24 protein-coding genes are annotated in these 20,777 nt (G+C 69.0%); 12 read left to right on the forward strand and 12 right to left on the reverse strand.

Features of this window, described 5'->3' with window-relative positions:
* Window positions 1–176 precede the first annotated feature (176 nt).
* Window positions 177–971 (forward strand): SDR family oxidoreductase, encoded by a 795-nt coding sequence (locus OCL97_RS03165; RefSeq protein ID WP_304781883.1) that lies wholly within the window; start codon window positions 177–179, stop codon window positions 969–971.
* A gap of 43 nt (window positions 972–1,014) precedes the next feature.
* On the opposite strand, the gene OCL97_RS03170 is transcribed toward OCL97_RS03165, so the two are convergent.
* From OCL97_RS03170 to OCL97_RS03180, 3 genes are all read right to left on the reverse strand, one after another.
* Window positions 1,015–1,434 (reverse strand): hypothetical protein, encoded by a 420-nt coding sequence (locus OCL97_RS03170; protein ID WP_377367532.1) that lies wholly within the window; start codon window positions 1,432–1,434, stop codon window positions 1,015–1,017.
* 105 nt (window positions 1,435–1,539) lie between these two features.
* Window positions 1,540–2,190 (reverse strand): glutathione S-transferase family protein, encoded by a 651-nt coding sequence (locus OCL97_RS03175; protein ID WP_377367534.1) that lies wholly within the window; start codon window positions 2,188–2,190, stop codon window positions 1,540–1,542.
* Window positions 2,191–2,288: 98 nt separating this feature from the next.
* On the reverse strand, window positions 2,289–3,044 hold the full coding sequence (locus OCL97_RS03180) for a hypothetical protein (RefSeq protein ID WP_377367536.1): 756 nt from the start codon (window positions 3,042–3,044) through the stop codon (window positions 2,289–2,291).
* Window positions 3,045–3,200: 156 nt separating this feature from the next.
* On the opposite strand from OCL97_RS03180, the gene OCL97_RS03185 reads away from it, so the two are divergent.
* Complete coding sequence (locus OCL97_RS03185) at window positions 3,201–4,514, forward strand: cytochrome P450 (protein WP_377367538.1); 1,314 nt, start codon at window positions 3,201–3,203, stop codon at window positions 4,512–4,514.
* Window positions 4,515–4,832: 318 nt separating this feature from the next.
* Here OCL97_RS03185 and OCL97_RS03190 read toward each other — a convergent pair whose 3' ends face one another.
* Window positions 4,833–5,219, reverse strand: coding sequence for a limonene-1,2-epoxide hydrolase family protein (locus tag OCL97_RS03190; protein ID WP_377367540.1), 387 nt, complete (start codon window positions 5,217–5,219; stop codon window positions 4,833–4,835).
* A 213-nt stretch (window positions 5,220–5,432) separates the two neighbouring features.
* On the opposite strand from OCL97_RS03190, the gene OCL97_RS03195 reads away from it, so the two are divergent.
* Window positions 5,433–6,128, forward strand: coding sequence for a glutathione S-transferase family protein (locus tag OCL97_RS03195; protein ID WP_377367542.1), 696 nt, complete (start codon window positions 5,433–5,435; stop codon window positions 6,126–6,128).
* 360 nt (window positions 6,129–6,488) lie between these two features.
* On the opposite strand, the gene OCL97_RS03200 is transcribed toward OCL97_RS03195, so the two are convergent.
* Window positions 6,489–6,989, reverse strand: a complete 501-nt coding sequence (locus tag OCL97_RS03200) for a MarR family winged helix-turn-helix transcriptional regulator (RefSeq protein ID WP_377367544.1) — start codon at window positions 6,987–6,989, stop codon at window positions 6,489–6,491.
* The gene (locus OCL97_RS03205) at window positions 6,986–7,405 is read right to left on the reverse strand and encodes an organic hydroperoxide resistance protein (protein ID WP_377367546.1); all 420 of its coding nucleotides are present in this window, start codon (window positions 7,403–7,405) and stop codon (window positions 6,986–6,988) included. The genes OCL97_RS03200 and OCL97_RS03205 overlap by 4 nt, the downstream gene beginning before the upstream one ends.
* Before the next feature lie 172 nt (window positions 7,406–7,577).
* On the opposite strand from OCL97_RS03205, the gene OCL97_RS03210 reads away from it, so the two are divergent.
* Window positions 7,578–8,855, forward strand: coding sequence for a NupC/NupG family nucleoside CNT transporter (locus OCL97_RS03210; protein WP_377367548.1), 1,278 nt, complete (start codon window positions 7,578–7,580; stop codon window positions 8,853–8,855).
* The gene (locus tag OCL97_RS03215) at window positions 8,852–9,349 is read left to right on the forward strand and encodes a hypothetical protein (RefSeq protein ID WP_377367550.1); all 498 of its coding nucleotides are present in this window, start codon (window positions 8,852–8,854) and stop codon (window positions 9,347–9,349) included. Before OCL97_RS03210 ends, OCL97_RS03215 begins: the two co-directional genes overlap by 4 nt.
* On the opposite strand, the gene OCL97_RS03220 is transcribed toward OCL97_RS03215, so the two are convergent.
* Complete coding sequence (locus OCL97_RS03220) at window positions 9,346–10,344, reverse strand: LLM class flavin-dependent oxidoreductase (protein WP_377367552.1); 999 nt, start codon at window positions 10,342–10,344, stop codon at window positions 9,346–9,348. The two genes, OCL97_RS03215 and OCL97_RS03220, sit on opposite strands and share 4 nt — an antisense overlap.
* The gene (locus OCL97_RS03225; RefSeq protein WP_377367554.1) at window positions 10,344–10,802 is read right to left on the reverse strand and encodes a PaaI family thioesterase; all 459 of its coding nucleotides are present in this window, start codon (window positions 10,800–10,802) and stop codon (window positions 10,344–10,346) included. The genes OCL97_RS03220 and OCL97_RS03225 overlap by 1 nt, the downstream gene beginning before the upstream one ends.
* A gap of 108 nt (window positions 10,803–10,910) precedes the next feature.
* Here OCL97_RS03225 and pcaF point away from each other — a divergent pair, with 108 nt between their 5' ends.
* Genes pcaF through OCL97_RS03260 form a run of 7 tightly spaced genes read left to right on the forward strand, consistent with a single transcriptional unit; the run spans window position 10,911 to window position 16,976 of the window.
* Window positions 10,911–12,119 (forward strand): 3-oxoadipyl-CoA thiolase, encoded by a 1,209-nt coding sequence (gene pcaF / locus OCL97_RS03230; protein ID WP_377367556.1) that lies wholly within the window; start codon window positions 10,911–10,913, stop codon window positions 12,117–12,119.
* A complete protein-coding gene (locus OCL97_RS03235; protein WP_377367558.1) occupies window positions 12,116–12,718 on the forward strand; it encodes a hypothetical protein in 603 nt (200 codons plus the stop codon). Before pcaF ends, OCL97_RS03235 begins: the two co-directional genes overlap by 4 nt.
* A 16-nt stretch (window positions 12,719–12,734) precedes the next feature.
* A complete protein-coding gene (locus OCL97_RS03240; protein WP_377367560.1) occupies window positions 12,735–13,883 on the forward strand; it encodes an acyl-CoA dehydrogenase family protein in 1,149 nt (382 codons plus the stop codon).
* A gap of 2 nt (window positions 13,884–13,885) precedes the next feature.
* Window positions 13,886–14,203, forward strand: coding sequence for a DUF3253 domain-containing protein (locus OCL97_RS03245; RefSeq protein WP_377367562.1), 318 nt, complete (start codon window positions 13,886–13,888; stop codon window positions 14,201–14,203).
* Between the two features lie 35 nt (window positions 14,204–14,238).
* Window positions 14,239–14,823 carry a uracil-DNA glycosylase family protein gene (locus OCL97_RS03250; protein ID WP_377367564.1) on the forward strand — a complete coding sequence of 195 codons (585 nt, stop codon included), beginning with the start codon at window positions 14,239–14,241 and terminating at the stop codon, window positions 14,821–14,823.
* Window positions 14,820–15,839: an alpha/beta fold hydrolase gene (locus OCL97_RS03255; RefSeq protein ID WP_377367566.1), complete on the forward strand. Its 1,020-nt coding sequence runs from the start codon at window positions 14,820–14,822 to the stop codon at window positions 15,837–15,839. The genes OCL97_RS03250 and OCL97_RS03255 overlap by 4 nt, the downstream gene beginning before the upstream one ends.
* Before the next feature lie 60 nt (window positions 15,840–15,899).
* Window positions 15,900–16,976 (forward strand): Glu/Leu/Phe/Val dehydrogenase dimerization domain-containing protein, encoded by a 1,077-nt coding sequence (locus tag OCL97_RS03260; protein ID WP_377367568.1) that lies wholly within the window; start codon window positions 15,900–15,902, stop codon window positions 16,974–16,976.
* On the opposite strand, the gene OCL97_RS03265 is transcribed toward OCL97_RS03260, so the two are convergent.
* The 4 genes from OCL97_RS03265 to OCL97_RS03280 form a co-directional block, all read right to left on the reverse strand.
* A complete protein-coding gene (locus OCL97_RS03265) occupies window positions 16,973–18,244 on the reverse strand; it encodes an MFS transporter (protein WP_377367570.1) in 1,272 nt (423 codons plus the stop codon). The genes OCL97_RS03260 and OCL97_RS03265 overlap by 4 nt on opposite strands.
* 200 nt (window positions 18,245–18,444) lie before the next feature.
* Window positions 18,445–19,608, reverse strand: coding sequence for an MFS transporter (locus OCL97_RS03270; RefSeq protein ID WP_304781954.1), 1,164 nt, complete (start codon window positions 19,606–19,608; stop codon window positions 18,445–18,447).
* 117 nt (window positions 19,609–19,725) lie between these two features.
* Complete coding sequence (locus OCL97_RS03275; protein WP_377367571.1) at window positions 19,726–19,872, reverse strand: hypothetical protein; 147 nt, start codon at window positions 19,870–19,872, stop codon at window positions 19,726–19,728.
* A 26-nt stretch (window positions 19,873–19,898) separates the two neighbouring features.
* Window positions 19,899–20,777, reverse strand: a complete 879-nt coding sequence (locus OCL97_RS03280) for a transglutaminase family protein (protein WP_377367572.1) — start codon at window positions 20,775–20,777, stop codon at window positions 19,899–19,901.

Below are 20,777 nucleotides of genomic sequence, written 5' to 3' on the forward strand. Positions count from 1 at the left end.
CCAAACACCAAGGAGACATCTGCAGAATCCGCTTCGACCTAAGATTTCGACTCCAACGCCATATGCGATTCCCCTGCCCCAGGAGGGGAGCATCTTGAGCAGCGCTACGCCGGGTCACCCTTCCGCCCCCCGCAACCCCGCCCTAAGCTCGTCCCAACAGAACGAGAGGAAACACCATGGCCCAAGACACCCAACTCGCCGGCAAGACCTGCTTCGTCGCCGGCGCCTCCAGCGGCATCAACCTCGGCATCGCCAAGCGCTTCGCCGCCGCCGGCGCCAATGTCGTCATCATCAGCCGCAGCGAGGAGAAGATCGCCGCCGCCGCCAAGGAGGTCTCCACCTTCGGCAAGCCCTGCATCGGCATCGCCGCCGACGTCCGCGACTACGCCGCCGTCGAGGCCGCGCTGAAGCGAACCCACTCGGAATTCGGTGAAATCGACATCGTGCTGTCGGGCGCGGCGGGCAACTTCGTGGCCCCGGCGCTGGGCATGAGCGCCAACGGCTTCAAGACCGTCGTCGACATCGACCTGATCGGCACCTTCAACGTCCTGCGCGCCTCCTTCGAGTTCCTGCGTCGGCCGGGCGCGTCCTTGATCTCCATCACCGCCGGCCAGGGCGAGCGCGCCAGCCTCTTCCAGTCCCACGTCTGCGCCGCCAAGGCGGGCATCAACATGCTGACCAAGTGCCTGGCGCTCGAGTGGGGCCCCGGCGGTGTCCGCGTCAACGCCATCTCGCCCGGTCCCATCGCCGACACCGAGGGCATGGCCCGCCTGGCCCCGACCGCCGAGGCCGAGGAGCGCGTGAAGAGCCGCAACCCGATGCGCCGCTACGGCACCAAGGACGAGATCGCCGACATGTGCCTGTTCCTCTCCTCGGACCAGGCCAAGTACGTCAACGGCGCCATCATCCCCGTCGACGGCGGCTCCGGCTGCGGCGACGCCTCGGGCAATGCGCTGGCCAACTACGCCTAGGCGAGAGGCCTTCTCCTCCCCCGTTCGCGCGGGAGGAGAAGGCTCAGCCCTTGCGGCCCAACAGCCCGCCGATCCAGGCCATGGGCAGGGCGGTGACCACCAGGGCGATGGGATACCAGTGCGACCCGAGGTTCATGTTCCAGGTGGTCGCCACGCCGAGGATGGCCAGGGCCGCGCCCACCGCGCCCAGGATCAGCGCGTGCAGCAGGGGCCGGGCCGGCGCCAGCCGCGCGGCGACGTAGCTTCCGAAGGCCCCGAACACCATCCGGTACGAAAGCGCCAGCAGGTTATCCCCCACCTCGGTCATCGCCTGGCCGTTGGCGGGAAACACCCCCGTCAGGTGGAACACCGCGTCGGCCAGCAGCGACAGCACCACCACCGCGGCGAACCCCGCCAGCAGCGCCACGATGCTCTGTAGCCAGAACCGCGCCCCGGCGGTCTTGTCGGTTACGCCTGCCTCCATGAATCGCCCTCCGTCGCCTCGTCCTTCCAAGGACGTTTCAGAGAACGCCGATCCGACAACGGGGCGCGCGAATTGTCGAGTCCAAGGTCAAGCGTGGACGGGTCCTCAGCCCTTCGACGCGGCCAGGAACACCGCGTACTGCGCCTCGAACGCCCGCCGGTAGGCCGGCCGCGCCTGCGCCCGCGCGACGTAGGCCGCCAGGTTCGGGTGTTCCGCCACCAGGCTCGAGCCGCCCAGCCGCTGCAGCACCGACACCATCATCAGGTCGCCCGCGCTGAAATCCCCGTCCAGCCAGTCAGCGTCGCCCAGGCGGCTGGAAAGCTGGCCCAGCCGGGTGCGGATGCGGTCCTCGACAGCGGCCAGGCGCTCGCCGAACCAGCTCTTGTCGCGCTCGGTGAACCTCGAGATCTCCCACTCGGTGATCGGCGGCTCCAGGGTGCTCAGGGCCGCGAAGATCCAGCTGATGGCGCGCGCCCGGGCGTTGGCCTCGTCGGGCAGCAGGCCCGCATGGCGCTCGGCGACATGCAGCACCATGGCGCCGCACTCGAAGATCGCCAGGTCGCCCTCCTCATAGGTCGGGATCTGGCCGAAGGGGTGCAGGGCCAGGTGCGCGGGCGCCTTCATCTGCGCGAAGGTCACCAGCCGCACCTCATAGGGCTGGCCGACCTCCTCGAAGGCCCAGCGGACGCGCATGTCGCGGGCCAGGCCCCGGCCGCGATCGGGGGAGGCCTTGAAGGCGGTGAGGGTGGGGGGCATCGGGCGGTCTCCATCCGCGGTGTCTTCGTCTTCCAAGGACGCTCGGCCACCGGGTCCTGCGACTCGGCCCCCGGTTTTTTCGCCCGCCCGCCCGACCTCTAGCGGCCGTAGAACTGGTGGAAGGGTTCGATTGAAGCCCGGGCGCCCAGGGCGCGCATGGGAAAAGCCCGCCACGGCGCGGCGATATCCATGCCTGCCATGTTGTCGAGCAGGGCCTGGCGGAGGTTGGGCTTCACGGCCTCGCGAAAGTCCAGCAGTTGGCCCCAGCTGGAGGTCCCGTCCAGCCGGACCCGCTCGGGTTCGAAGGCCGAGGCGCCATAGTGCGGCGGGAACAGCCGGCGGTAGGCCTCCAGATTGTAGAGCCAGGACCCGCCCTTCACCGTCCGCGCCGCCGGGTGGTGCGCGCGCACATGGCGAAACATCTCGGCCAGCTCGGACCTGCGGCGGTCGATCTTGGCCCGCGCCAGCGGCCCGACGCCGTCGTCGCTGTCGCGGTTGCTGAAGTGGATCCGCACCACCTCGCCGGCCTCCTCCAGCTCATAGCTGAAGCAGCCGAACCGCGGCCCTCCGCTCGCCTCGGGCGCCGACTGGGCGAAGAAGCCCACGGTCCAGTCCAGGCGTCCCGCCTCGCGGTCCTCAAGTCCCGCCGCGTAGCGCGCCCACCCCGCCGAGGGCGCCCCCACCTCGGCCCGGCCCAGGCCAAACCGTCGGTGCAGGTTGGTGAACTCCAGGCAGGTCTCCGAAAGCGCGCGCGAGGTCCGGGCGGCGATGACTTCGGCGAACCGCAGCTGGACCTCGAAATAGCCCCTCAGCCGCTCGGCCTGTTCGCGGCGCGCCTCGATGATCCCACCCATGGGGCGAGCCTACACCGTCGCCGCCCGGACCCGTCAACGACCCCGCCGGCCCGCAAAAATGACGCCCCCGTCAGCTAGCCCTTGCCGAACGCTGTTCAAGCCGCGAAATGTGGGAGAACAGGCTTCGAAAGCCCTGGCTAAAGCGAGGAATACCCGATGAGCGAGAGCGCCACTCTGGACGCGGTCAAGGACGCCCGCGACGAGGTCTATGCCCTGCCGATCGAGAGCCTGAACGTCGCCCAGTCCAAGCTCTTCCGGGACGACGCCATCTGGCCCTACTTCGAGCGCCTGCGGGCCGAGGATCCCGTCCACTGGCAGCCGGCCAGCGACTTCGAACCCCACTGGGCGGTCACCCGCTACAACGACATCATGGCGGTCGACACCAACCACGCGGTGTTCTCGTCGGAGGGCGGCATCAGCCTGGGTCCGAGCGAGGAGATGATCGCCAAGCTGGTGGCCAGCGGCGCCCAGATGACCGGCGGCCCCTTCGGCGGCGGAGCGGGCCCGACCATGTTCATCGCCATGGACCCGCCCAAGCACGACGAACAGCGCAAGACCGTCAGCCCGGCGGTCTCGCCGCACAATCTGAAGATCATGGAGCCCCTGATCCGCGAGCGCGCCGGGACGATCCTGGACAACCTGCCGATCGGCGAGCCCTTCGACTGGGTCGACAAGGTCTCGATGGAGCTCACGGCCATGACCCTGGCCACCCTGTTCGGCATGCCCCAGGAGGATCGCCGCAACCTGACCCGCTGGTCGGACATGGTGATGTCGCGTCCCGGCGACGGCGTCGTCGACACCTGGGAGGAAAAGCGCGCCGAGATGGCCGCCTATGCCGGCTACTTCCTGAACCTGTGGGCCGATCGCAAGGCCAAGCCGCCCGAGGGCGACCTGGTCTCCATGCTGGCCCACGGCGAGGCCACCAAGGACATGAACCAGTTCGAATACCTGGGGAACATCATCCTGCTGACCATCGGCGGCAATGACACCACCCGCAACACGATCTCCGGCTCGATCTACGCCCTGAACAAGAACCCCGACCAGTTCGCCAAGCTGCGCGCCAACCCCGACCTCATCCCCTCGATGGTGTCGGAGACCATCCGCTGGCAGACCCCTCTGGCCCACATGAAGCGCGTGGCGACCCAGGACTACGAGCTGGGCGGCAAGACCATCAAGAAGGGCGACAACGTCGTCATGTGGTACGTCTCGGGCAACCGCGACGACAGCGTCATCGAGAACCCCAACGCCTTCATCATCGACCGCGAACGCCCCCGCCAGCACCTGTCCTTCGGCTTCGGCGTCCACCGCTGCGTCGGCAACCGCCTGGCCGAGCTGCAGCTGAAGATCATCTGGGAAGAAATCCTGGCCCGCTTCCCCGAGATCCAGGTCCTCGAAGAGCCCCAGCGCGTCCCCTCGACCTTCGTCAAGGGCTACAAGTCCATGCAGGTGATGATCCCCCGCAAGCTGTAGGGGGATCGCTCTTAGAACAATAGCCCCGTCATCCCGGACAGCCGTCAGGCTGATCCGGGACCGCGAAGCGGCGGCGCGAAGCAGCCACCCAGGGGCCGAGCGCTCCGCCCCTGGGTCCCTGTGTATTGCGATGGGAATTACGGTGACAGTGCATTCAATTGACATGCCGGTTCTCAGTTCCCAGGGGAATTAAATGCACTGTCACCGAATTCGCACCGAATTCGGTTCGCACGGTCATGGGCTCTCCAACCTTGCGGTCATCCCGAGGGGCTGGATGGACCTCAGCTGCTTCCCCCGACCTTCGTCAAGGCCGCCGCCTCAGGCCGCCGGCAATTGCGACATGATCGTCGCGGCGTCGAAATAGTCGCGCCAGTAGGTGATCTTGCCATCGTGCACCTCGTAGACGCCGGTCACCGGCAGCTCGACCCATTTGTCGCCAAACAGGTGCCGGTCCAGCCGCTCCAGCAGCACCACGGGACCCGAGGCCGCCGCCCGCAGGATCTGGAAGTCATTCTCCCGTGTCGGGGCGAAGAAGGGCTCCAGCACGGCCCGGATTCCGGCGGGCCCGCGCACCGTGCCGAGCGGCGGCGGGTTGGTGTATTCGCAACTGTCGGACACCAGCTTGAGGCCCGCGTCGTAGTCCAGGGCCTCCATGAGTTTCATGAACTGCAAGACGAGGTCGGTCGGGGAGAGGGCGGTGATCATGAGGGCTTCCTGCGGTGGGTGTGTGTCCATCGTCAGCATCGGCCGCCCCAACGCCATTACCTAGCAGGTCATCTTCTCGCGTTCGGCCGCCGAAGGTCGGCCCGGCCATCGCACCCGCGAACGTCGCCCCTCCATTGAACCCCCGGCGGAACGCCATTAGCTGTAGCGCATATTCAAACAGCCGTTCGCGGCGCTGATTTCCAGGACGATCTCATGAAGCTCTATTCCGGCGACCTGTCCCCCTATTCCGCCAAGGTGCGGATGCAGATCTACGCCAAGGGCATCTCCGACATCGCCATCGAACTGCCGCCGGGCTTCCTGACCGGCGAGTTCCACAAGACCTCGCCGCTGGCCCGCATCCCGGTGCTCGACCTGGGCGGCGACGTGATCCCGGAATCCGAGGTGATCTCCGAGTACCTGGAGGAGATCTATCCCCAGAATTCGATGCTGGGCGCCACGCCCCGCGAGACCGCCGCCATCCGCACGGTGTCGCGCATCGCCGACATCTACCTGATGAACAACATGTTCATGCTCTCGGGCCAGGGCCGCGCCTCGACCCGCAGCGCCGACATCGTCAAGCTGCTCTCGGGCCAGGTGATCCGCGGGATCAAGGCGCTGGAGCACTACATCGGGACCGATGGCTTCGCGGTCTCCGGTCGCCTGACCATGGCCGACTGCACCCTGGTCCCGGCCCTGTTCCTGGTGGAGAACGTGATCCCCACCGTCGGGGTCGAAGACCCCATCCCGGCCTCCCCCAAGGTCGCCGCCTACTGGGCCGCCATCCAGAGGAACGAGCACGCCGCCGCCACCCTGGTGGAACTGCACCGCGGCCTGGCCGAACGCCGCGACCTCATCGCCAAGATGGCCGCCAAGGAAAAGGCCAAGGCCGCCGAGCAGGCCGGGGCCTAAAGATCATGGGTCCCTTCTCCTTTTGCGGGAGAAGGGACCCTGCGGTGCAGGTGAGGGGGCGACAGGCCTGTCCGACACGCCGCTCATCCCGGCGCAGCCGGACCTGGATTCATCGCGCACACCTGGGCTTGATCCACCGTTCGTGTCGTTCGTGAGGTTCGTGGTTCCAAGTCTTCAGGCCGCGACGCCGCGAGGCGGTTCAAGATCGTCCACGAACCTCACGAACCTCACGAACAGCCAAGCCCGTCGAACGGAGCGCCACCCGTCATCCGGCCGGTCTCCGGCCGGTCTCCGGCCGGCCACCGTCGAGAGCGAGCTGAGCTACCCAAGCCCGGCTCTGCGGGACAGGCGATTGAGACCTCAGTCCTGCGTCCCGCGCATCCGTCGCGCCAGGTCCTGCAGGGTCGTGCGCAGGGACACGATCTCCTCGCCCGGCAGATCCAGCGCGCAGGCGAGCGCGAGGGGCACGCCCGCCGCCTTCTCCTGCAAGGCCTGGCCCACGTCGGTAAGCGTGATCTGCACGCGGCGTTCGTCGGCCGCATCGCGGGTCCGCCTCACCAGGCCCGCCCCCTCCATGCGTTTCAGCAGCGGGGTGAGGGTGCCTGAGTCGAGGCCCAGGGCCTCGCCCAGGTCGCTCACCGTGCGCGGGGCCTTTTCCCACAGCGCCATCATGGCCAGGTACTGGGGATAGGTCAGGCCGAGCGGCTCCAGCAGCGGCCGGTAGGCCCGGGTCACCAGCCCCGTCGCCGCATAGAGGGCGAAGCAGAGCTGGTTATCGAGACGTAGCTGTTCCGCGACACCCCGACGGTCACTTGTCGGCGTTCGTCGGTCGTCGGTGGTCTTGGTGGCTTTGGGACTCATTGCGCCCTTACGGTTATCGCAACATCGACATTGCCGCGAACCGCATTCGAATAGGGGCACACCTGGTGGGCCGTGGCCACCAGGGCCTCGGCGGCCGCCTGGTCCAGGCCCTGGGTCTCCACATCCAGCGCCACCCCCAGGCGGAAGCCGCCCTCCGCGCGCGGGTGCAGTTCGACCGTGGTGGTCACCGCCGCGCCGGTGAGCGCGATCTTCTGCTGCCCGGCGAGGAACCGCACGGCGTTCTCGAAACAGGCGGCGTAACCGGCGGCGAACAGCTGCTCAGGGTTGGTCGCCCCGCCCTTGCCGCCCATCTCCCTGGGCAGGGCCAGGTCGACCTTCAGCAGGCCATCGAGGCTTTCGACATGGCCGGCGCGGCCGCCGACGGCGCGGGCCTGGGTGGAATAGAGGGCGGGCATGGGTCATCTCCGTGTTGATTGTGTAAAATCATATTGTGTACAATTTAATGGACGTCAACCCAGGCAAGGCGCCTTTTCTTCCATCCGCGACGGCCACCACAGTTGCCTCCGCCCCGGGGTTCGCCTCAATAGGGGGGCCGGCCGGTGAGTCCCGGCGCTGGGGTCTAACCGCATGTTTCGTCTGGAGAACGCCCAGAGCCTGGTGGGCATCGCCCTGACCCTGGCCGTCTGCTGGGCCCTGTCGGAAGACCGCAGCCGCTTCCCCTGGAAGCTGGCCCTGGGGGCCATCTTCGTCCAGGTCGCCCTGGTCCTGCTGCTGTTTGGCCTGCCCGGCGCCCAGGGGTTCATCCAGGCCCTCAACGACGGCGTCGACGGCCTGGCCGCCGCCACCGCCCAGGGCACCCAGTTCGTCTTCGGCTACATGGGCGGCGGGGCCCAGCCCTACGCCGTCACCAACCCCGGCGGCCTCTTCGTCTTCGCCTTCCAGGTCCTCCCCCTGATCCTGGTGATCTCGGCCCTCTCGGCCCTGCTGTGGCACTGGCAGATCCTCAAATGGATCACCCGAGGCTTCGGCTTCATCTTCCAGAAGACCATGGGCCTGGGCGGCGCCTCGGCCCTGGCCGTGGCCGCCAACATCTTCCTCGGCATGATCGAGAGCCCCATCGTCATCCGCGCCTTCCTGGACAAGCTGACCCGCTCGGAGCTGTTCCTGATGATCGTCGTGGGCCTGGCCACCGTCGCCGGCTCGACCATGGTGGCCTACGCCACCATCCTGAAGGACGCCCTGCCCAACGCCGCGGCCCACGTCCTGGTGGCCTCGATCATCTCGGCCCCGGCCGGCATCCTGCTGGCCCGCATCATGGTGCCGGAGAAGCCGGGGCAGGGGGGCTTCTACGCCGACTACAATTCTCTTCTGAAGTATGACAGTGCGATCGACGCCATCTCCAAAGGCACCATGGATGGCCTCACCGTGGTGCTGAACATCTCGGCCATCCTCATCGTCTTCGTGGCCTTCGTGGCCATCGGCAACGGCGTGCTCACGGTCTTCCCGGACGTGTTGGGATCGCCGCTCACCATCGAGCGCATCCTGGGCGTGGTCTTCGCGCCCCTGGCCTGGACCCTGGGCATCCACTGGGACGAGGCCCTCAAGGCGGGCTACCTGCTGGGGGTGAAGCTGATGCTGACGGAGTTCATCGCCTTCATCCAGCTGGGCGCGGTCCCGGCCGGCGAGATGACCGAGCGCACCCGCATGATCATGACCTACGCCCTGTGCGGCTTCGCCAATGTCGGCTCTGTCGGGATCACCGTCTCGGGCATGGGCGTCCTGATGCCCGAGCGCCGCAACGAGATCATCGGCATGGTCTGGAAGGCTCTGGTCGCCGGCTTCCTGGCCACCTGCATGACCGCCGCCGTGGTGGGCGCCATGCCCCGCGAACTGTTCGGCCAATGAGGGCGCTCCTTCTCGCCCTGGCCCTGGCGGTCGCCCCCGTCGCGGCCTTCGCCCAGTCCCTGACGGTGGTGGACCCCGGCGGCAAGACCAAGGTCCTGACCCCCGCCGACCTCGCCGACCTGCCGCGCGCCGAGGTGAAAAGCGGCGCCCGGACCTATGAGGGCCCGATCCTGACCTACGTCCTGCGGGCCGGCGGCCTGCCGGTGGGGCCCAGGCTGCACGGCGACCCGCTGCGAGCCTATGTCGTCATGACCGGCAAGGACGGCTTCCAGGCGGTCTATTCGCTGGCCGAACTGGACAAGGACTTCCACGACGACGTGGTGATCCTCGCCGACCACGTGGACGGCAAGCCCCTGCCCGACAAGGAAGCCCCCTGGCGCGTCGCCTCCAGCGGCGACAGGAAGGGCTGGCGCTCAGTCTTCGGCCTGGCGCGCATCGAGGCGCGGCTGGCCGATGCGCCAGCGAAGGCGCCGGCCATGGAACACGCCCACTAGGCGGACTTGATCAACTCGAGTGAGCGGATGCGGCTCTCGAGGTCGGGTCCTACCGCCATCACGAACAGTTCGTCCGCGCCGGTGCTCGCCGCCTTGCCGTCCAGCCGCGCCTTTACGGTCGCGGGATCGCCCACGATGGAGCGCGCCATTACGCCCGCCAGTCGCGGATCGTCCGCCCGCTCGGCCAGGAAGGCCTGGGCCTCGGGGATGGAGGTGAAGCGGCGCCGGCCGCCGTCCAGGGTGGCGAGGTTGCCGGCCCGCATCGGGGCGGCCAGCCGCTCGGCCTCGGCGCTGGTCTCGGCGGCGAGCGCGATGGTGGCGATCCCGGCCCAGGGCTCGGCGCGGAACACCGACGGCCGGAAGTTCCCCTTGTAGGCCGCCACCGCCGGACCGCCGTCGGCGCGAGCGATGAACTCGGCGAACACCATGCCGACGCCCGCCTGGGCGGCGAACAGCGCGCTCTCCACCGAGGTGCAGAGCAGGAAGAGGTCGGGGTGCGAGGGGCCGGCCGGATTGGCGTGGATCTCGCGGGCAGGATGGGCGTCGGTGATCGGCTCCGCCCCCGAGGCGTCCAGCAGCCAGGCCGACAGCAGGGCGAAATACTGCGGGAAGGCTTCGGAGCCTGATGATCTCAGCGCGCCGCCGGTCCGCTGATCTGTGCCGAGCGCCCGGCCCACGCCCAGGTCGATGCGGCCAGGCGCCAGGGCCTCCAGCTCCATGAACACCTCGGCCACCTTCAGGGGGCTGTAGTTCACCAGCATCACCCCGCCCGAGCCCAGCCGGATCGTCGAGGTAATCTGGCTGGCGGCCGCGATCAGGATCTCCGGGGCCGGCGAGCCCAGCCCGCCGATATTGTGATGCTCGGCCACCCAGAAGCGGTGATAGCCCAGCCGCTCGGCGGCCTTGGCCACCTCCAGGCTTTCGCGCACCGCCTGGGCCTGGGTGTTGCTCCCGCTCACCGGGGAGAGGTCGAGGACCGAGAGGGTGTAGGTCATCAGGTCCTCGGCGCGGTCTTCTTCAGCACGGCCGAGAAGCTCAGCACCGCGTCGCCCTCGACCGTCATGATCCCGCGCACGAACACCATGCTGCGGCCGGCCTTCACCACCTCGCCCCGGCACTCCAGCAGGGAGCCCTCCGGCACCGCGCCGACGAACTCGCTGTTGAAGGTGGCGGTCACGCTGCGGCTGTCCTTCAGGGCGTCGCGGGCGATCACGAACAGGCAGTAGTCGGCGAAGGTCATCAACGCCCCGCCATGCATGAAGCCGCCGCCGTTCATGTGCTTGTGCTCGGGCCGCATGGCGCAGACCGGGCGGCCGTCCTCGGCGATACGGTAGTAGAAGGGCCCGGCGTGATCCTCGAAGGGGTCGTTGCCGTACATCGACCAGCCGGCCCACTCGCCGCCCTGGACCACGAGGTGCACCCAGGAATCGGTCTCTGCTTCGGTGCCGTCCATATGCGCTCCCCACAACTCCGGAAGCGTTTGCCCGCCGCCGATCCAAACACTAGTTTGCCGCCTCGAACGGGCGACGCCGCAAGGCGACCTAAGTGGCGGAGAGAGATCATGCAAGGCCGGACTGTCTATCTGTGTGGAGGCCTGCGCAGCCCGATCGGCCGTTATGCGGGGGCGCTCTCCAAGGTGCGCGCCGACGACCTCGCCGCCCATCCGCTGAAGGCCCTGATGGCCGCCTATCCCAAGCTCGACTGGGGGCAGGTGGACGAGGTGATCTATGGGAACGTCAATCAGGCCGGCGAGGACAACCGCAACGTCGCCCGCATGGCCCTGCTGCTGGCGGGCCTGCCGTCCACCGTGCCCGGCATGACCGTCAACCGCCTCTGCGCTTCAGGGCTCGACGCGGTCATCGCCGGCGCCCGCACCATCGCCGCGGGCGAGGCCGACCTGATCATCGCTGGTGGCGTGGAGAGCATGAGCCGCGCCCCCTTCGTGATGGCCAAGCCCGACAGCGCCTTCTCCCGCACCCCGGAGATGTACGACACCACCATCGGCTGGCGCTTCGTGAACCCGCAGATGAAAAAGGAATACGGCGTCGACGCCATGCCGGAGACGGCCGAGAACGTCGCCACCGACTACCAGATCAACCGCGAGGACCAGGACGCCTTCGCCCAGCGCAGCCAGGCCCGCGTCGGCGCCGCCCGCGCCAAGGGCTTCTTCGACGGCGAGATCGCGCCTTTGACCATCAAGGACCGCAAGGGCGACATCGTCGTCAGCGAGGACGAGCATCCGCGCCCCGACACCACCCTGGCCGCCCTGCAGGGTCTCAAGCCCATAGTCCGCGAGGGCGGCACGGTCACCGCCGGCAACGCCTCCGGCGTCAATGACGGCGCCGCGGCCCTGCTGCTGGCCTCGGCCGAGATGGTCCAGAGGCTGGGCCTCGAACCGCTCGCCCGCATCGAGGGCGCCGCCTCGGGGGGCGTCGCGCCGCGCATCATGGGCGTGGGCCCGGTCCCGGCGGTGGAGAAGCTGTGCGCCCGGCTGGGCGTCACGCCCCGCGACTTCAACGTCATCGAGCTGAACGAGGCCTTCGCCGCCCAGGCGCTCGCCTGCACCCGCGCCTGGGGCCTGGCCGACGACGCCGAGCACGTGAACGCCCACGGCGGCGCGATCGCCATCGGCCATCCGCTCGGCGCGTCCGGCGCCCGCCTGGCGCTGACGGCCGCCCGCGCGCTGCACCAGAGCGGTGGCGACCGAGCCCTGGCCACCATGTGCGTCGGCGTCGGCCAAGGTTCGGCCCTGGCGTTGGCCAAGGCATGATCCGTCCCCTGGTCCTCGCCGCCGCCCTGGCCTTCGCCGGTCCGGCCTTCGCCCAGGACGCGCCGGTCAAGACCGCGCCCGCCGCCGCTCCGCCCCTGGCCGGCGGGCCTGCGCCGGCCGCTGGAGCGCCGAAGAAGCCGCCGACCCTCGTGGAAGCCTTGATCGCAGCCGGCTTCGACCCTCACACCAAGCTGATCGGCGACGCCGTCCAGGTCATGTCGGGCCAGCGCGCCACCCTTGACGTGGCCGGCGGCAAGCCGGTCCTTGAAGCCGTCGAGACCGGCCATGTCGACATGGCCCTGCCCGACGGCGCCCCCGACACCTACAAGGCGGTCGCGCCCGGCAAGGTGGCCTTCGCCGTCGATGGTTCGGCGGCCAAGAAGCAGTCCTTCCTGAAGATCTGGAACGGCCTGCCGCACGCGGTCAGCTATGAGGCCGAACTCACCGCCATCCGTTCCGGCAAGCTCGCCAAGCGCAAGGCCCAGGTCTGCGCCGTGCCGGGCGGCGGGACGAACTACGAGATGTGGTCGGACCCCATCATCGCCGTCACCCTGTCGGCGGTGGCCGAGGTCGCCGACGACAAGATCACCTGCAAATAGAGCCGAGAGAGACACCATGGCCCTCGACCTGGAAACCCGCGAACAGTTGATCGACACGGTCCGCCGCTTCGTCTCCGAACGCCTGCGCCCCCTGGAGGCCAAGGTCTCCGAAGAGGACGCCATGCCCCCCGAGCTGGTGAGCGAGATGAAGGAGCTGGGCCTGTTTGGCCTCTCCATCCCCGCCGAGTATGGCGGCCTGGACCTCTCCATGGAGGACGAGTGCCTGGTGGCCGTGGAGCTTGGCCGCACCAGCCCGGCCTTCCGCTCCACCTTCGGCACCAATGTCGGCATCGGCAGCCAGGGTCTGGTGATGTTCGGCACCGAGGCGCAGAAGGCGAAATACCTGCCGGGCATCGCGTCCGGCGACATCATCACCTCCTTCGCGCTCACCGAGCCGGAGGCGGGGTCGGACTCCGCGGCGGTCCAGACCCGGGCCGTGCTGGACGGCGACCACTACGTGCTCAACGGCTCCAAGCGCTACATCACCAACGCCAACAAGGCCGACCTCTTCACGGTCATGACCCGCACCGACGCCACCAAGCCGGGCGCCGGCGGCGTCTCGGCCTTCCTGGTGGAGCGCAATCTGCCGGGCCTGACCGTCGGCAAGCCCGAGAAGAAGATGGGCCAGCAGGGCGCCCACATCTGCGACGTGAACTTCGACAATGTCCGGGTGCCGGTGGAGAACCGCCTGGGCCGGGAAGGCGAGGGGTTCAAGGTGGCCATGCAGGTCCTGGACCGCGGCCGCCTGCACATCTCGGCGGTCTGCGTCGGCGTGGCCGAGCGGCTGCTCACCGACTGCGTGGCCTACGCCAATGAGCGCAAGCAGTTCGGCCAGCCCATCGCCGCCTTCCAGCTGATCCAGGGCATGATCGCCGACTGCAAGACCGAAACCCTGGTGGCCAGGTCCATGGTCATGGAGACCGCCCGCAAGCGCGACGCCGGCGAGAGCGTCACCATGGAGGCCGCCGCCGCCAAGTACTTCGCCTCCGAGATGGTGGGCCGGGTCGCCGACCGCGCGGTGCAGATCTTCGGCGGGGCGGGCTATGTCGCCGACTACGGGATCGAGCGCTTCTACCGCGACGTGCGCATCTTCCGGATCTACGAAGGCACCAGCCAGATCCAGCAGGTGGTGATCGCCCGCGAGACCCTGAAGCGGGGCGGCTGACCATGAGCATCGACATGGAGGCCGTGATCCTGGAGATCGTCGGCAAGCTGCCGCCCGGCAAGTCCGCCTCCTCGGAGGAGGTGGCCCGCGCCGCCGACAGCGAGCGCTGGCAGCGCCTGACCGGACACGTCCGCGCCACCGCCCGCGGCCTCGCCCGCCAGGGCCGCCTCACCGTCCTGCGCCACAACAAGCCCGCCGACCCCGACACCTTCAAGGGCGTCTACCGCCTGCGCCTCCCCACCGACGACGAGCGCGCGGCGGCCCTGGCCAAGGCGGCCGAGACGCCGGTGGTGGAAGCGCCGGGCGAGACTGAGGTCTAGCTGGCGCTCGGGCCTGTCGTTCCTAGATAGGCCCAATGTCCCTGCCCACCGTCCTCGCCGACATCGCCGCCTGCCGGGCCTGCGCCGGCGATCTGCCCCATACGCCGCGGCCGGTGGTGATGGTGAGCCCCAGGACCCGGCTGCTGATCGTCGGCCAGGCGCCGGGCCGCCGGGTGCATGAGAGCGGCACGCCCTTCACCGATCCCTCCGGCGTGCGCCTGCGCACCTGGATGGGGATCGACGCGCAGACCTTCTACGGCCGGCCCGAGATCGGGGTCGCCGCCATGGCCTTCTGCTTCCCCGGGACCAGCCCAAAGGGCGCCGACTACCCGCCCCCGCCGCGCTGCGCCCAGCTCTGGCGGCCACGGCTGATGGCCGCCCTGCCGGCGATGGAGCTGACCCTGCTGGTGGGCGGCTACGCCCAGGCCTGGGCGCTGGGTGAGCGCGCGAAAGTAAACATGACCGAGACGGTGCGGGCCTGGCGGGACTACCTGCCGCACTATCTCCCCATGCCGCACCCGTCCTGGCGCAACACCGCCTGGCTGAGCAGGAACCCCTGGTTCGAAGCCGAGGTTACGCCCTATCTTCGCCAAAGGGTCCAAGCCATTCTAGAGCCGTGAAGCGCCTCCTCGTCCTCCTGTCGGCCATGATGCTCACCGCCTGCACGCCGCTGATGGTGCAGCAGGCCGGCACGCCGCCCGCCGCCTTCTCCGGCCCCCGGCTGGAGGGCGAACGCTTCATAAGCTTCGACGGCGCGCCCCTGGGACTGACCACCTGGGCGGCCGATACCCCCGAACCCTGGGCGGTGATCATCGGCGTCCACGGCATGAACGACTACGCCAACGCCTTCCACCTGGCCGCGCCCTGGTGGGCCAGCCAGGGGGTGACCACCTACGCCTACGACCAGCGCGGCTTCGGCCGTTCCCCCCACCGGGGCATCTGGGGCGGTGACGAGCTGATGGTGGAGGACCTGCGCACCATCGCCGCCGTGGTCCGCGCCAGGCACCCCAAGGCGGTGATCGTCGTCGCGGGCGAGAGCATGGGCGGCGCGGTCACCGTCCAGGCCTTCGCCTCCGATCGCCCCCCCACCGCCGACCGCGTGGTGCTGCTGTCGCCCGCCGTCTGGGGCTGGTCGTCCCAGCCCCTGCCGTACAAGACCACCCTGTGGTTCGCCGCGCGGCTGACCGGGTCGAAGGTCTACGTCCCGCCGGACTGGCTGACCAAGCGCGTCGCCCCCACCGACAACCGCGAGGAGCTCAAGGCCATGGGCCGCGACCCGCTGATGGTCTGGGGCGCCCGGTCAGACACCCTCTTTGGCCTGGTGGCGATGATGGAGCGGGCCTACCATGCGACCGGTCAGATCAAGGTCCCGGCCCTCTATCTCTACGGCGCCCATGACGAGATCATTCCCAAGCGCCCGGCCTTCGAGGCCGCCAGCCGCCTGAAGCCCGGCGACCGCACCGTCTATTACGAGCGCGGCTGGCACCTGATGACCCGCGATCACCAGGGTCCCAAGGTGTGGGAGGACATCCTGACCTATGTCCGCGATCCCGAGGCCCCCTTGCCCTCCGGCGCCCCGCCCATCCCCAAGCCGAGGCGCCAGAGCGCCCAGGCCACCACATCGCCGGGGTTGTGAGATGGAACGCGCAGGGGTAGAGCCGGGTAAATCCTTCCCCACTTTGAGCGTGTTCTCAGCATGACCCTGTTCGATCACCCCGCCTTCGAGGGGCATGAGAGCGTCAACGCGTTCTTCGACGAGAAAACCGGCCTCAAGTGCATCATCGCGGTGCACTCCACCGCCCGGGGCCCGGCGGCGGGCGGTTGCCGCATGTGGCCCTATGCCAGCGCCGACCTGGCGCTCGAGGACGCCCTGCGGCTGTCGCGGGCGATGTCCTACAAGAACGCCATGGCCGACATCCCCCTGGGCGGCGGCAAGGCCGTGATCATCGGCGACAGCCCCACCCAGAAGACACCGGCCCTGTTCGAGGCCTTTGGCCGGGCCGTGGACGCCGTGGGGGGCCGCTACTGGACCGCCGAGGATGTCGGCGTCTCTCCGGCCGACCTGATGCACGCGCGCCGCCAAACCCGCTTCGTGGCCGGTCTGGAGGGCCATGCCGCCGCCTCGGGTGATCCGTCCCCGGTCACCGCCGAGGGGGTGTTCCGCGGCGTGGCGCTCAGCGTGCGCAGGGCCCTGAACCGCGACCTGGCCGGGATCACCGTCGCCATCCAGGGGGTCGGCCATGTCGGCGCCTACCTGGCCGACAAGCTGCACGCCGCCGGCGCCCGGCTGGTGATCACCGACACCAACCCCGAGGCCCTGCGCGCGGTCGCCGAGCGGACGGGCGCCAAGATCGTCAGTCCCGCCGACATCTTCGAGGTCCAGGCCGACGTCTTCGCGCCCTGCGCCCTGGGCGGCGCCATCAACGCCGAGACCCTGCCGCGGCTGAAGGCCCGCATCGTGGCCGGCGGCGCCAACAACCAGCTGGCCACGCCCGAGGTGGGCCGCGCCCTCTTCGAGCGCGGCATGCTCTATGCGCCGGACTATGTGATCAACGGCGGCGGCATCATCAACGTCGCCGCCGAGATCGCCGCCCTCGAGGCCGGGACCGCCTTCGACGCGGCCTGGGTGGCGGCCAAGCTGGACCGCCTCACCGAGACTCTCGACGAGGTCCTGGCCCGCTCCATCGCCGAGCGCCGCCCCACCCACGAGGTGGCCAACGAGATGGCCCGAGCCCGCATCGCCGAGGCGGCGCGGGCCAGGCTGGCGGCCTAGATCCGCCCGACCCGGGCCGTCCGCGGCTCTTTCACCGCCACGATCAGCAGCAGCAGGGCCGCCACCAGGAAGCCGATCGAGACGCCGAACACCACCGGGAAGCCAAGGGTGCTGGCCATGATCCCGCCGGCCAGGGGGCCGATGGCGGCCATGATGCCCTCGGCGGTGGCCGAGATGGCGATCCGCATGGGCATCTCGTCGCGAGATCCGAACTCCAGGATCATGGTCTGGGCGGCCATCATGTAGCCCGACTGCGCCGCCCCCAGGCCGAAGAAGGCCAGGAAGGTCAGGGGCATCAGGTGGACATTCATCAGCAGCACGGTGGCCGCGATCCAGATCACCAGCGACACCAGCAGGATGCGCCGGAAGCCGGTCTTGTCCCCCATATAGCCCCAGAGCAGGTTGGAGAGGGTGTCAGCGCCCAGATAGGCCAGGGACAGCAGGCCCAGGTTGCGGCCGTTGAGCTCGATCGTGGTGCCGGCGTAGATGATGTAGAAGGGCACCGCCAGGCGGCCGGCCGTGGCCAGCATCTGCACGATCAGGAAGTACATGTAGCCCCGGTCCGACGCGATCAGGGCGGGGAAGTCCTTGATGCGATCGCGCAGCTTGGTCTGGGCGCGCAGGGTCGGCGGTTCCGGCTCGCGGAGCAGCAGGTTCAGGGCCGACAGACCAAGGCTCGTGAGCACGAAGGCGAAGATGAAGGTGACGCCGTAGCCGTTGCCGAACAGGTTGGCCCCGACGAAATAGCGCCCTGCGAAATAGGCCAGGACGGCGGCGATCAGCCCCCCCGTGGCGTTGCGCCAGGCCTGCAGTCGGCCCCGGCGGCTGAGCGGGATCACCTTGGCCATCAGCAGGCCGAACACGACGCGCTGGGCGCCCATGAACAGGCCGAACATGAACATGAAGGCCAGGATCGCGATCACCAGGGACTGACCCGACAGCAGCCAACCCGAGGCGGCCATGCCCAGGATCTGCAGCCGCGCCAGGCCCCCCATCCACATGGCGGCGGGCATCACCTTGGTGCGATGCTCGATCTGGGTGGCGCCGACGATGGGCGAGACGATGCTGCCGACCTGCTGCAGGGCCAGGCCCAGGCCCACGATGGTGTTGGAGCCGGAAATCATGTGCAGATAGGCGGGCAGGAAGGTCGGCGCATTGACCAGCCGGAAGCCCGTCATGCCCAGCATGCCGTGCAGGTAGTTGCCGATATAGTTACGCTTCAGATTGTCCCAGACGAATTTTTCATAGGCCGCTTCCTTGGCCTCCATCGTCTCTTCTTCCGGAGCGGCGGCTTCGCCGATCGCTTCCAGTTCGTCCCTAATGATTTTTTCTTCCAATGGCGTCCGGCCCGCGCGCGCAGGGCAGTGAAAAGCCGCGCGGGCTCTCCCTTTTAATAACGGATAAATTCAATCCGTCCGGTCTAGCAGAGTCCCGGAGCAGGGAAACCCCTGGCGACGAAGGGACGCGCTCAGGCCGCCGGTTTCCGCAAAAGCAAGAGCGCGCCAAAGGCCAGCACCGACCCTGCCGCCATCACCGCCAGGGCCAGGTTGGCCGAGCGTTCGATCATCAGGGCGAACACGAAGGGCGACACCGCCTGCAGCAACCGGGACGGCACGTTGAGCACGCCAAGCCGCCGCCCATAGTTGCGCTCCCCGAACAGGGCCAGCGGCAGGGCCCCGCGCACGATGGTGAAAAGCCCGTTTCCCGCGCCGTAGAGGATCGCGAAGGGGGCCGCGGCGATGGCGCCGAAGGCGATCAGCAGGCCCGCGCCGATGGGGAACATGGCCACCGCCACCCGGCCCGAGACCAGGGGGTGGATGCGGCGCACCAGGGCGAACTCGGCCAGCCGCGCGGCCACCTGGGCCGGACCCACCAGGGCTGCGGCGCCCACGGCCGCGGCCGGGCCGACACCGAGCGCGTTCAGCAGGGGCGGAAGATGCGCCGACATCGCCGAGCCGATGGCCGCAAGCACCGCGAAGGCGCACGCCATCAGCACCATCTTCGAGGTGTCGCCCGGCGCGGGCGCGTCGCTGACCGGTGGGGCGTCGCTGGCGGGCGCCGGACGTGGCGCCGGGGCGCGAGGCAGGCTGAGATGGAGGGGCAGGGCGACCATCAGGTTGAGCGCGGCCCAGACCAGGCAGGCGCCGCGCCAGCCGATCTCGTGCTCCAGCCAGGCGGTGAGCGGCCAGCCGATCGTGCTGGCGAACCCGGCGATCAGGGTCACGCCGGTGATGGACCGGCGCGCGTCGACCCCGAACCAGGACACCAGGCCGGCGAAGGCGATGTCGTAAAGGCCAGCCGACATGCCCAGGCCGATGATCAGCCAGGATGCGATCAAGGCCACGGGGGTTTCGGAGATCGCCAGGCCGACCAGGCCGGCGGCGAACAGCAGGCTGGCGGTGGTGAGAGGCGGACGTCCACCCCTCTGGTCCACCAGCTTGCCGACACGCGGGCCGGTCACCGCCTGCAGCAGCAGCGCCGCGGAAAACGCCAGGAACACCCCCGTGGTGGACATCCCCACATCGGCGGCCATCGGCTTGGCCAGGGTGGCGGGCAGGTAGCTCGAACAGGCATAGCCGATCGTCTGGGTCACCCCCAAGGTCAGCACCGCGCGGCGCGGGGTGAAGGTCATGGTCGGCGGCCGATGGGCAAGAGTGCGGGCTCCAACGCCAAAGGGCGTCAGAGGGGAGCTTAAGCAGAGTCGGACCCAGGTGTTTCCTCCTCCCGCACGGCGAGGAATATGAAGGCCTTAGTGCCCTGGGCGCGGATGGATGGACTTCTGTTCATTCACCTTCACCACCTTCTGGTCCGGCGCTCGGCCGTGCTGCGGCTTGGGCGCGGAGCGGGGCACGCTGAAGTTGATGTTGGGGTCTTGCTGATGGAAGCCTGTGGTCATGGTTCGTCCTCCCGAACCCCTAACGCTTAAGCCGCCTCCATCTGCGGGTCGGCGGGTCGCACATCTACGTGAATCGACAGCTCGCTCTTGCCCGGGTCCCCAAGGATCACGCCGCTGATCGGCGTGGCCCCCTCGGGCGTGCGGCTGACGGCCACCGGGATCAGGTCGGCCGATTCCGCGAGGCCGTTTGTGGGGTCGAACTCCAGCCAGCCAAGGTCGGGCAGGAAGACCTCGCACCAGGCATGGGTGGCGCCTGCGCCCCGCACGCTCGAATGATGCGGCGAATAGAGATATCCGGTGACGAAGCGCGCGGCGTAGCCCAGTCGCCGCAGCGCCTCCACCATCAGCCAGGCGAAGTCACGGCAGGTGCCCGAACCCATCGTCACGGTGAAGGCGGGCGTCTGGGTGCCCTCTTCGTCGCGCTGGCGGTAGTCGAAGTGCTGGTGGATGTAGCGGTTCAGCCGCTGCAGAAAGTCCAGAGCCGGCTCATAGGGGCCGCCCGCATGGGCGCGGACCCAGTCCAGCAACATGCCGTTGGGATCGTCGCTCGCGGGGTCGATGAAGGGATCCAGGATCGTGCGGTCGCCACGGTCGTAGACGATGGGCATGGCGGTGTGAGGATTGTCGATCCGCAGCGGGGCCAGCGGGGCCGGAAACCGTTCGATGGTGAGCTGGCTGACGATCGTCAGCTCCTGCGACCGCCCCTCCGGCGTCATCAGGCAGACGCAGTTCCCGAGCGCGTCATAGACCCACCGCTTGGAGGCCCGCAGTGACAGGCCCATCGAGGCTTCCACCACGCGCGTGGCGTGGCTGTCGCGCGGCCTCAGCAGCAGCCGGTGAAGGCCAAAGCCCACCGGCCGCTCATAGAGATAGCGGGTCTCGTGACGAATTATCAGCCGGGCCAT

The organism is Phenylobacterium ferrooxidans (genome assembly GCF_042714595.1).
Classification (GTDB): Bacteria; Pseudomonadota; Alphaproteobacteria; order Caulobacterales; family Caulobacteraceae; genus Phenylobacterium; species Phenylobacterium ferrooxidans.

Bases quoted from the DNA above. Each gene is read 5' to 3' on its own strand.
- OCL97_RS03215 (WP_377367550.1), top strand. From the start codon at position 8,852: ATGAGGGCGCTCCTTCTCGCCCTGGCCCTGGCGGTCGCCCCCGTCGCG.
- OCL97_RS03240 (WP_377367560.1), top strand. From the start codon at position 12,735: ATGGCCCTCGACCTGGAAACCCGCGAACAGTTGATCGACACGGTCCGC.
- OCL97_RS03180 (WP_377367536.1), bottom strand. From the start codon at position 3,044: ATGGGTGGGATCATCGAGGCGCGCCGCGAACAGGCCGAGCGGCTGAGG.
- OCL97_RS03275 (WP_377367571.1), bottom strand. From the start codon at position 19,872: ATGACCACAGGCTTCCATCAGCAAGACCCCAACATCAACTTCAGCGTG.
- OCL97_RS03235 (WP_377367558.1), top strand. From the start codon at position 12,116: ATGATCCGTCCCCTGGTCCTCGCCGCCGCCCTGGCCTTCGCCGGTCCG.
- pcaF (WP_377367556.1), top strand. From the start codon at position 10,911: ATGCAAGGCCGGACTGTCTATCTGTGTGGAGGCCTGCGCAGCCCGATC.
- OCL97_RS03245 (WP_377367562.1), top strand. From the start codon at position 13,886: ATGAGCATCGACATGGAGGCCGTGATCCTGGAGATCGTCGGCAAGCTG.
- OCL97_RS03205 (WP_377367546.1), bottom strand. From the start codon at position 7,405: ATGCCCGCCCTCTATTCCACCCAGGCCCGCGCCGTCGGCGGCCGCGCC.
- OCL97_RS03225 (WP_377367554.1), bottom strand. From the start codon at position 10,802: ATGGACGGCACCGAAGCAGAGACCGATTCCTGGGTGCACCTCGTGGTC.
- OCL97_RS03190 (WP_377367540.1), bottom strand. From the start codon at position 5,219: ATGATCACCGCCCTCTCCCCGACCGACCTCGTCTTGCAGTTCATGAAA.
- OCL97_RS03175 (WP_377367534.1), bottom strand. From the start codon at position 2,190: ATGCCCCCCACCCTCACCGCCTTCAAGGCCTCCCCCGATCGCGGCCGG.
- OCL97_RS03200 (WP_377367544.1), bottom strand. From the start codon at position 6,989: ATGAGTCCCAAAGCCACCAAGACCACCGACGACCGACGAACGCCGACA.
- OCL97_RS03220 (WP_377367552.1), bottom strand. From the start codon at position 10,344: ATGACCTACACCCTCTCGGTCCTCGACCTCTCCCCGGTGAGCGGGAGC.
- OCL97_RS03210 (WP_377367548.1), top strand. From the start codon at position 7,578: ATGTTTCGTCTGGAGAACGCCCAGAGCCTGGTGGGCATCGCCCTGACC.
- OCL97_RS03270 (WP_304781954.1), bottom strand. From the start codon at position 19,608: ATGACCTTCACCCCGCGCCGCGCGGTGCTGACCTTGGGGGTGACCCAG.
- OCL97_RS03250 (WP_377367564.1), top strand. From the start codon at position 14,239: ATGTCCCTGCCCACCGTCCTCGCCGACATCGCCGCCTGCCGGGCCTGC.
- OCL97_RS03165 (WP_304781883.1), top strand. From the start codon at position 177: ATGGCCCAAGACACCCAACTCGCCGGCAAGACCTGCTTCGTCGCCGGC.
- OCL97_RS03185 (WP_377367538.1), top strand. From the start codon at position 3,201: ATGAGCGAGAGCGCCACTCTGGACGCGGTCAAGGACGCCCGCGACGAG.
- OCL97_RS03280 (WP_377367572.1), bottom strand. From the start codon at position 20,777: ATGGCCCGGCTGATAATTCGTCACGAGACCCGCTATCTCTATGAGCGG.
- OCL97_RS03265 (WP_377367570.1), bottom strand. From the start codon at position 18,244: ATGGAGGCCAAGGAAGCGGCCTATGAAAAATTCGTCTGGGACAATCTG.
- OCL97_RS03195 (WP_377367542.1), top strand. From the start codon at position 5,433: ATGAAGCTCTATTCCGGCGACCTGTCCCCCTATTCCGCCAAGGTGCGG.
- OCL97_RS03260 (WP_377367568.1), top strand. From the start codon at position 15,900: ATGACCCTGTTCGATCACCCCGCCTTCGAGGGGCATGAGAGCGTCAAC.
- OCL97_RS03170 (WP_377367532.1), bottom strand. From the start codon at position 1,434: ATGGAGGCAGGCGTAACCGACAAGACCGCCGGGGCGCGGTTCTGGCTA.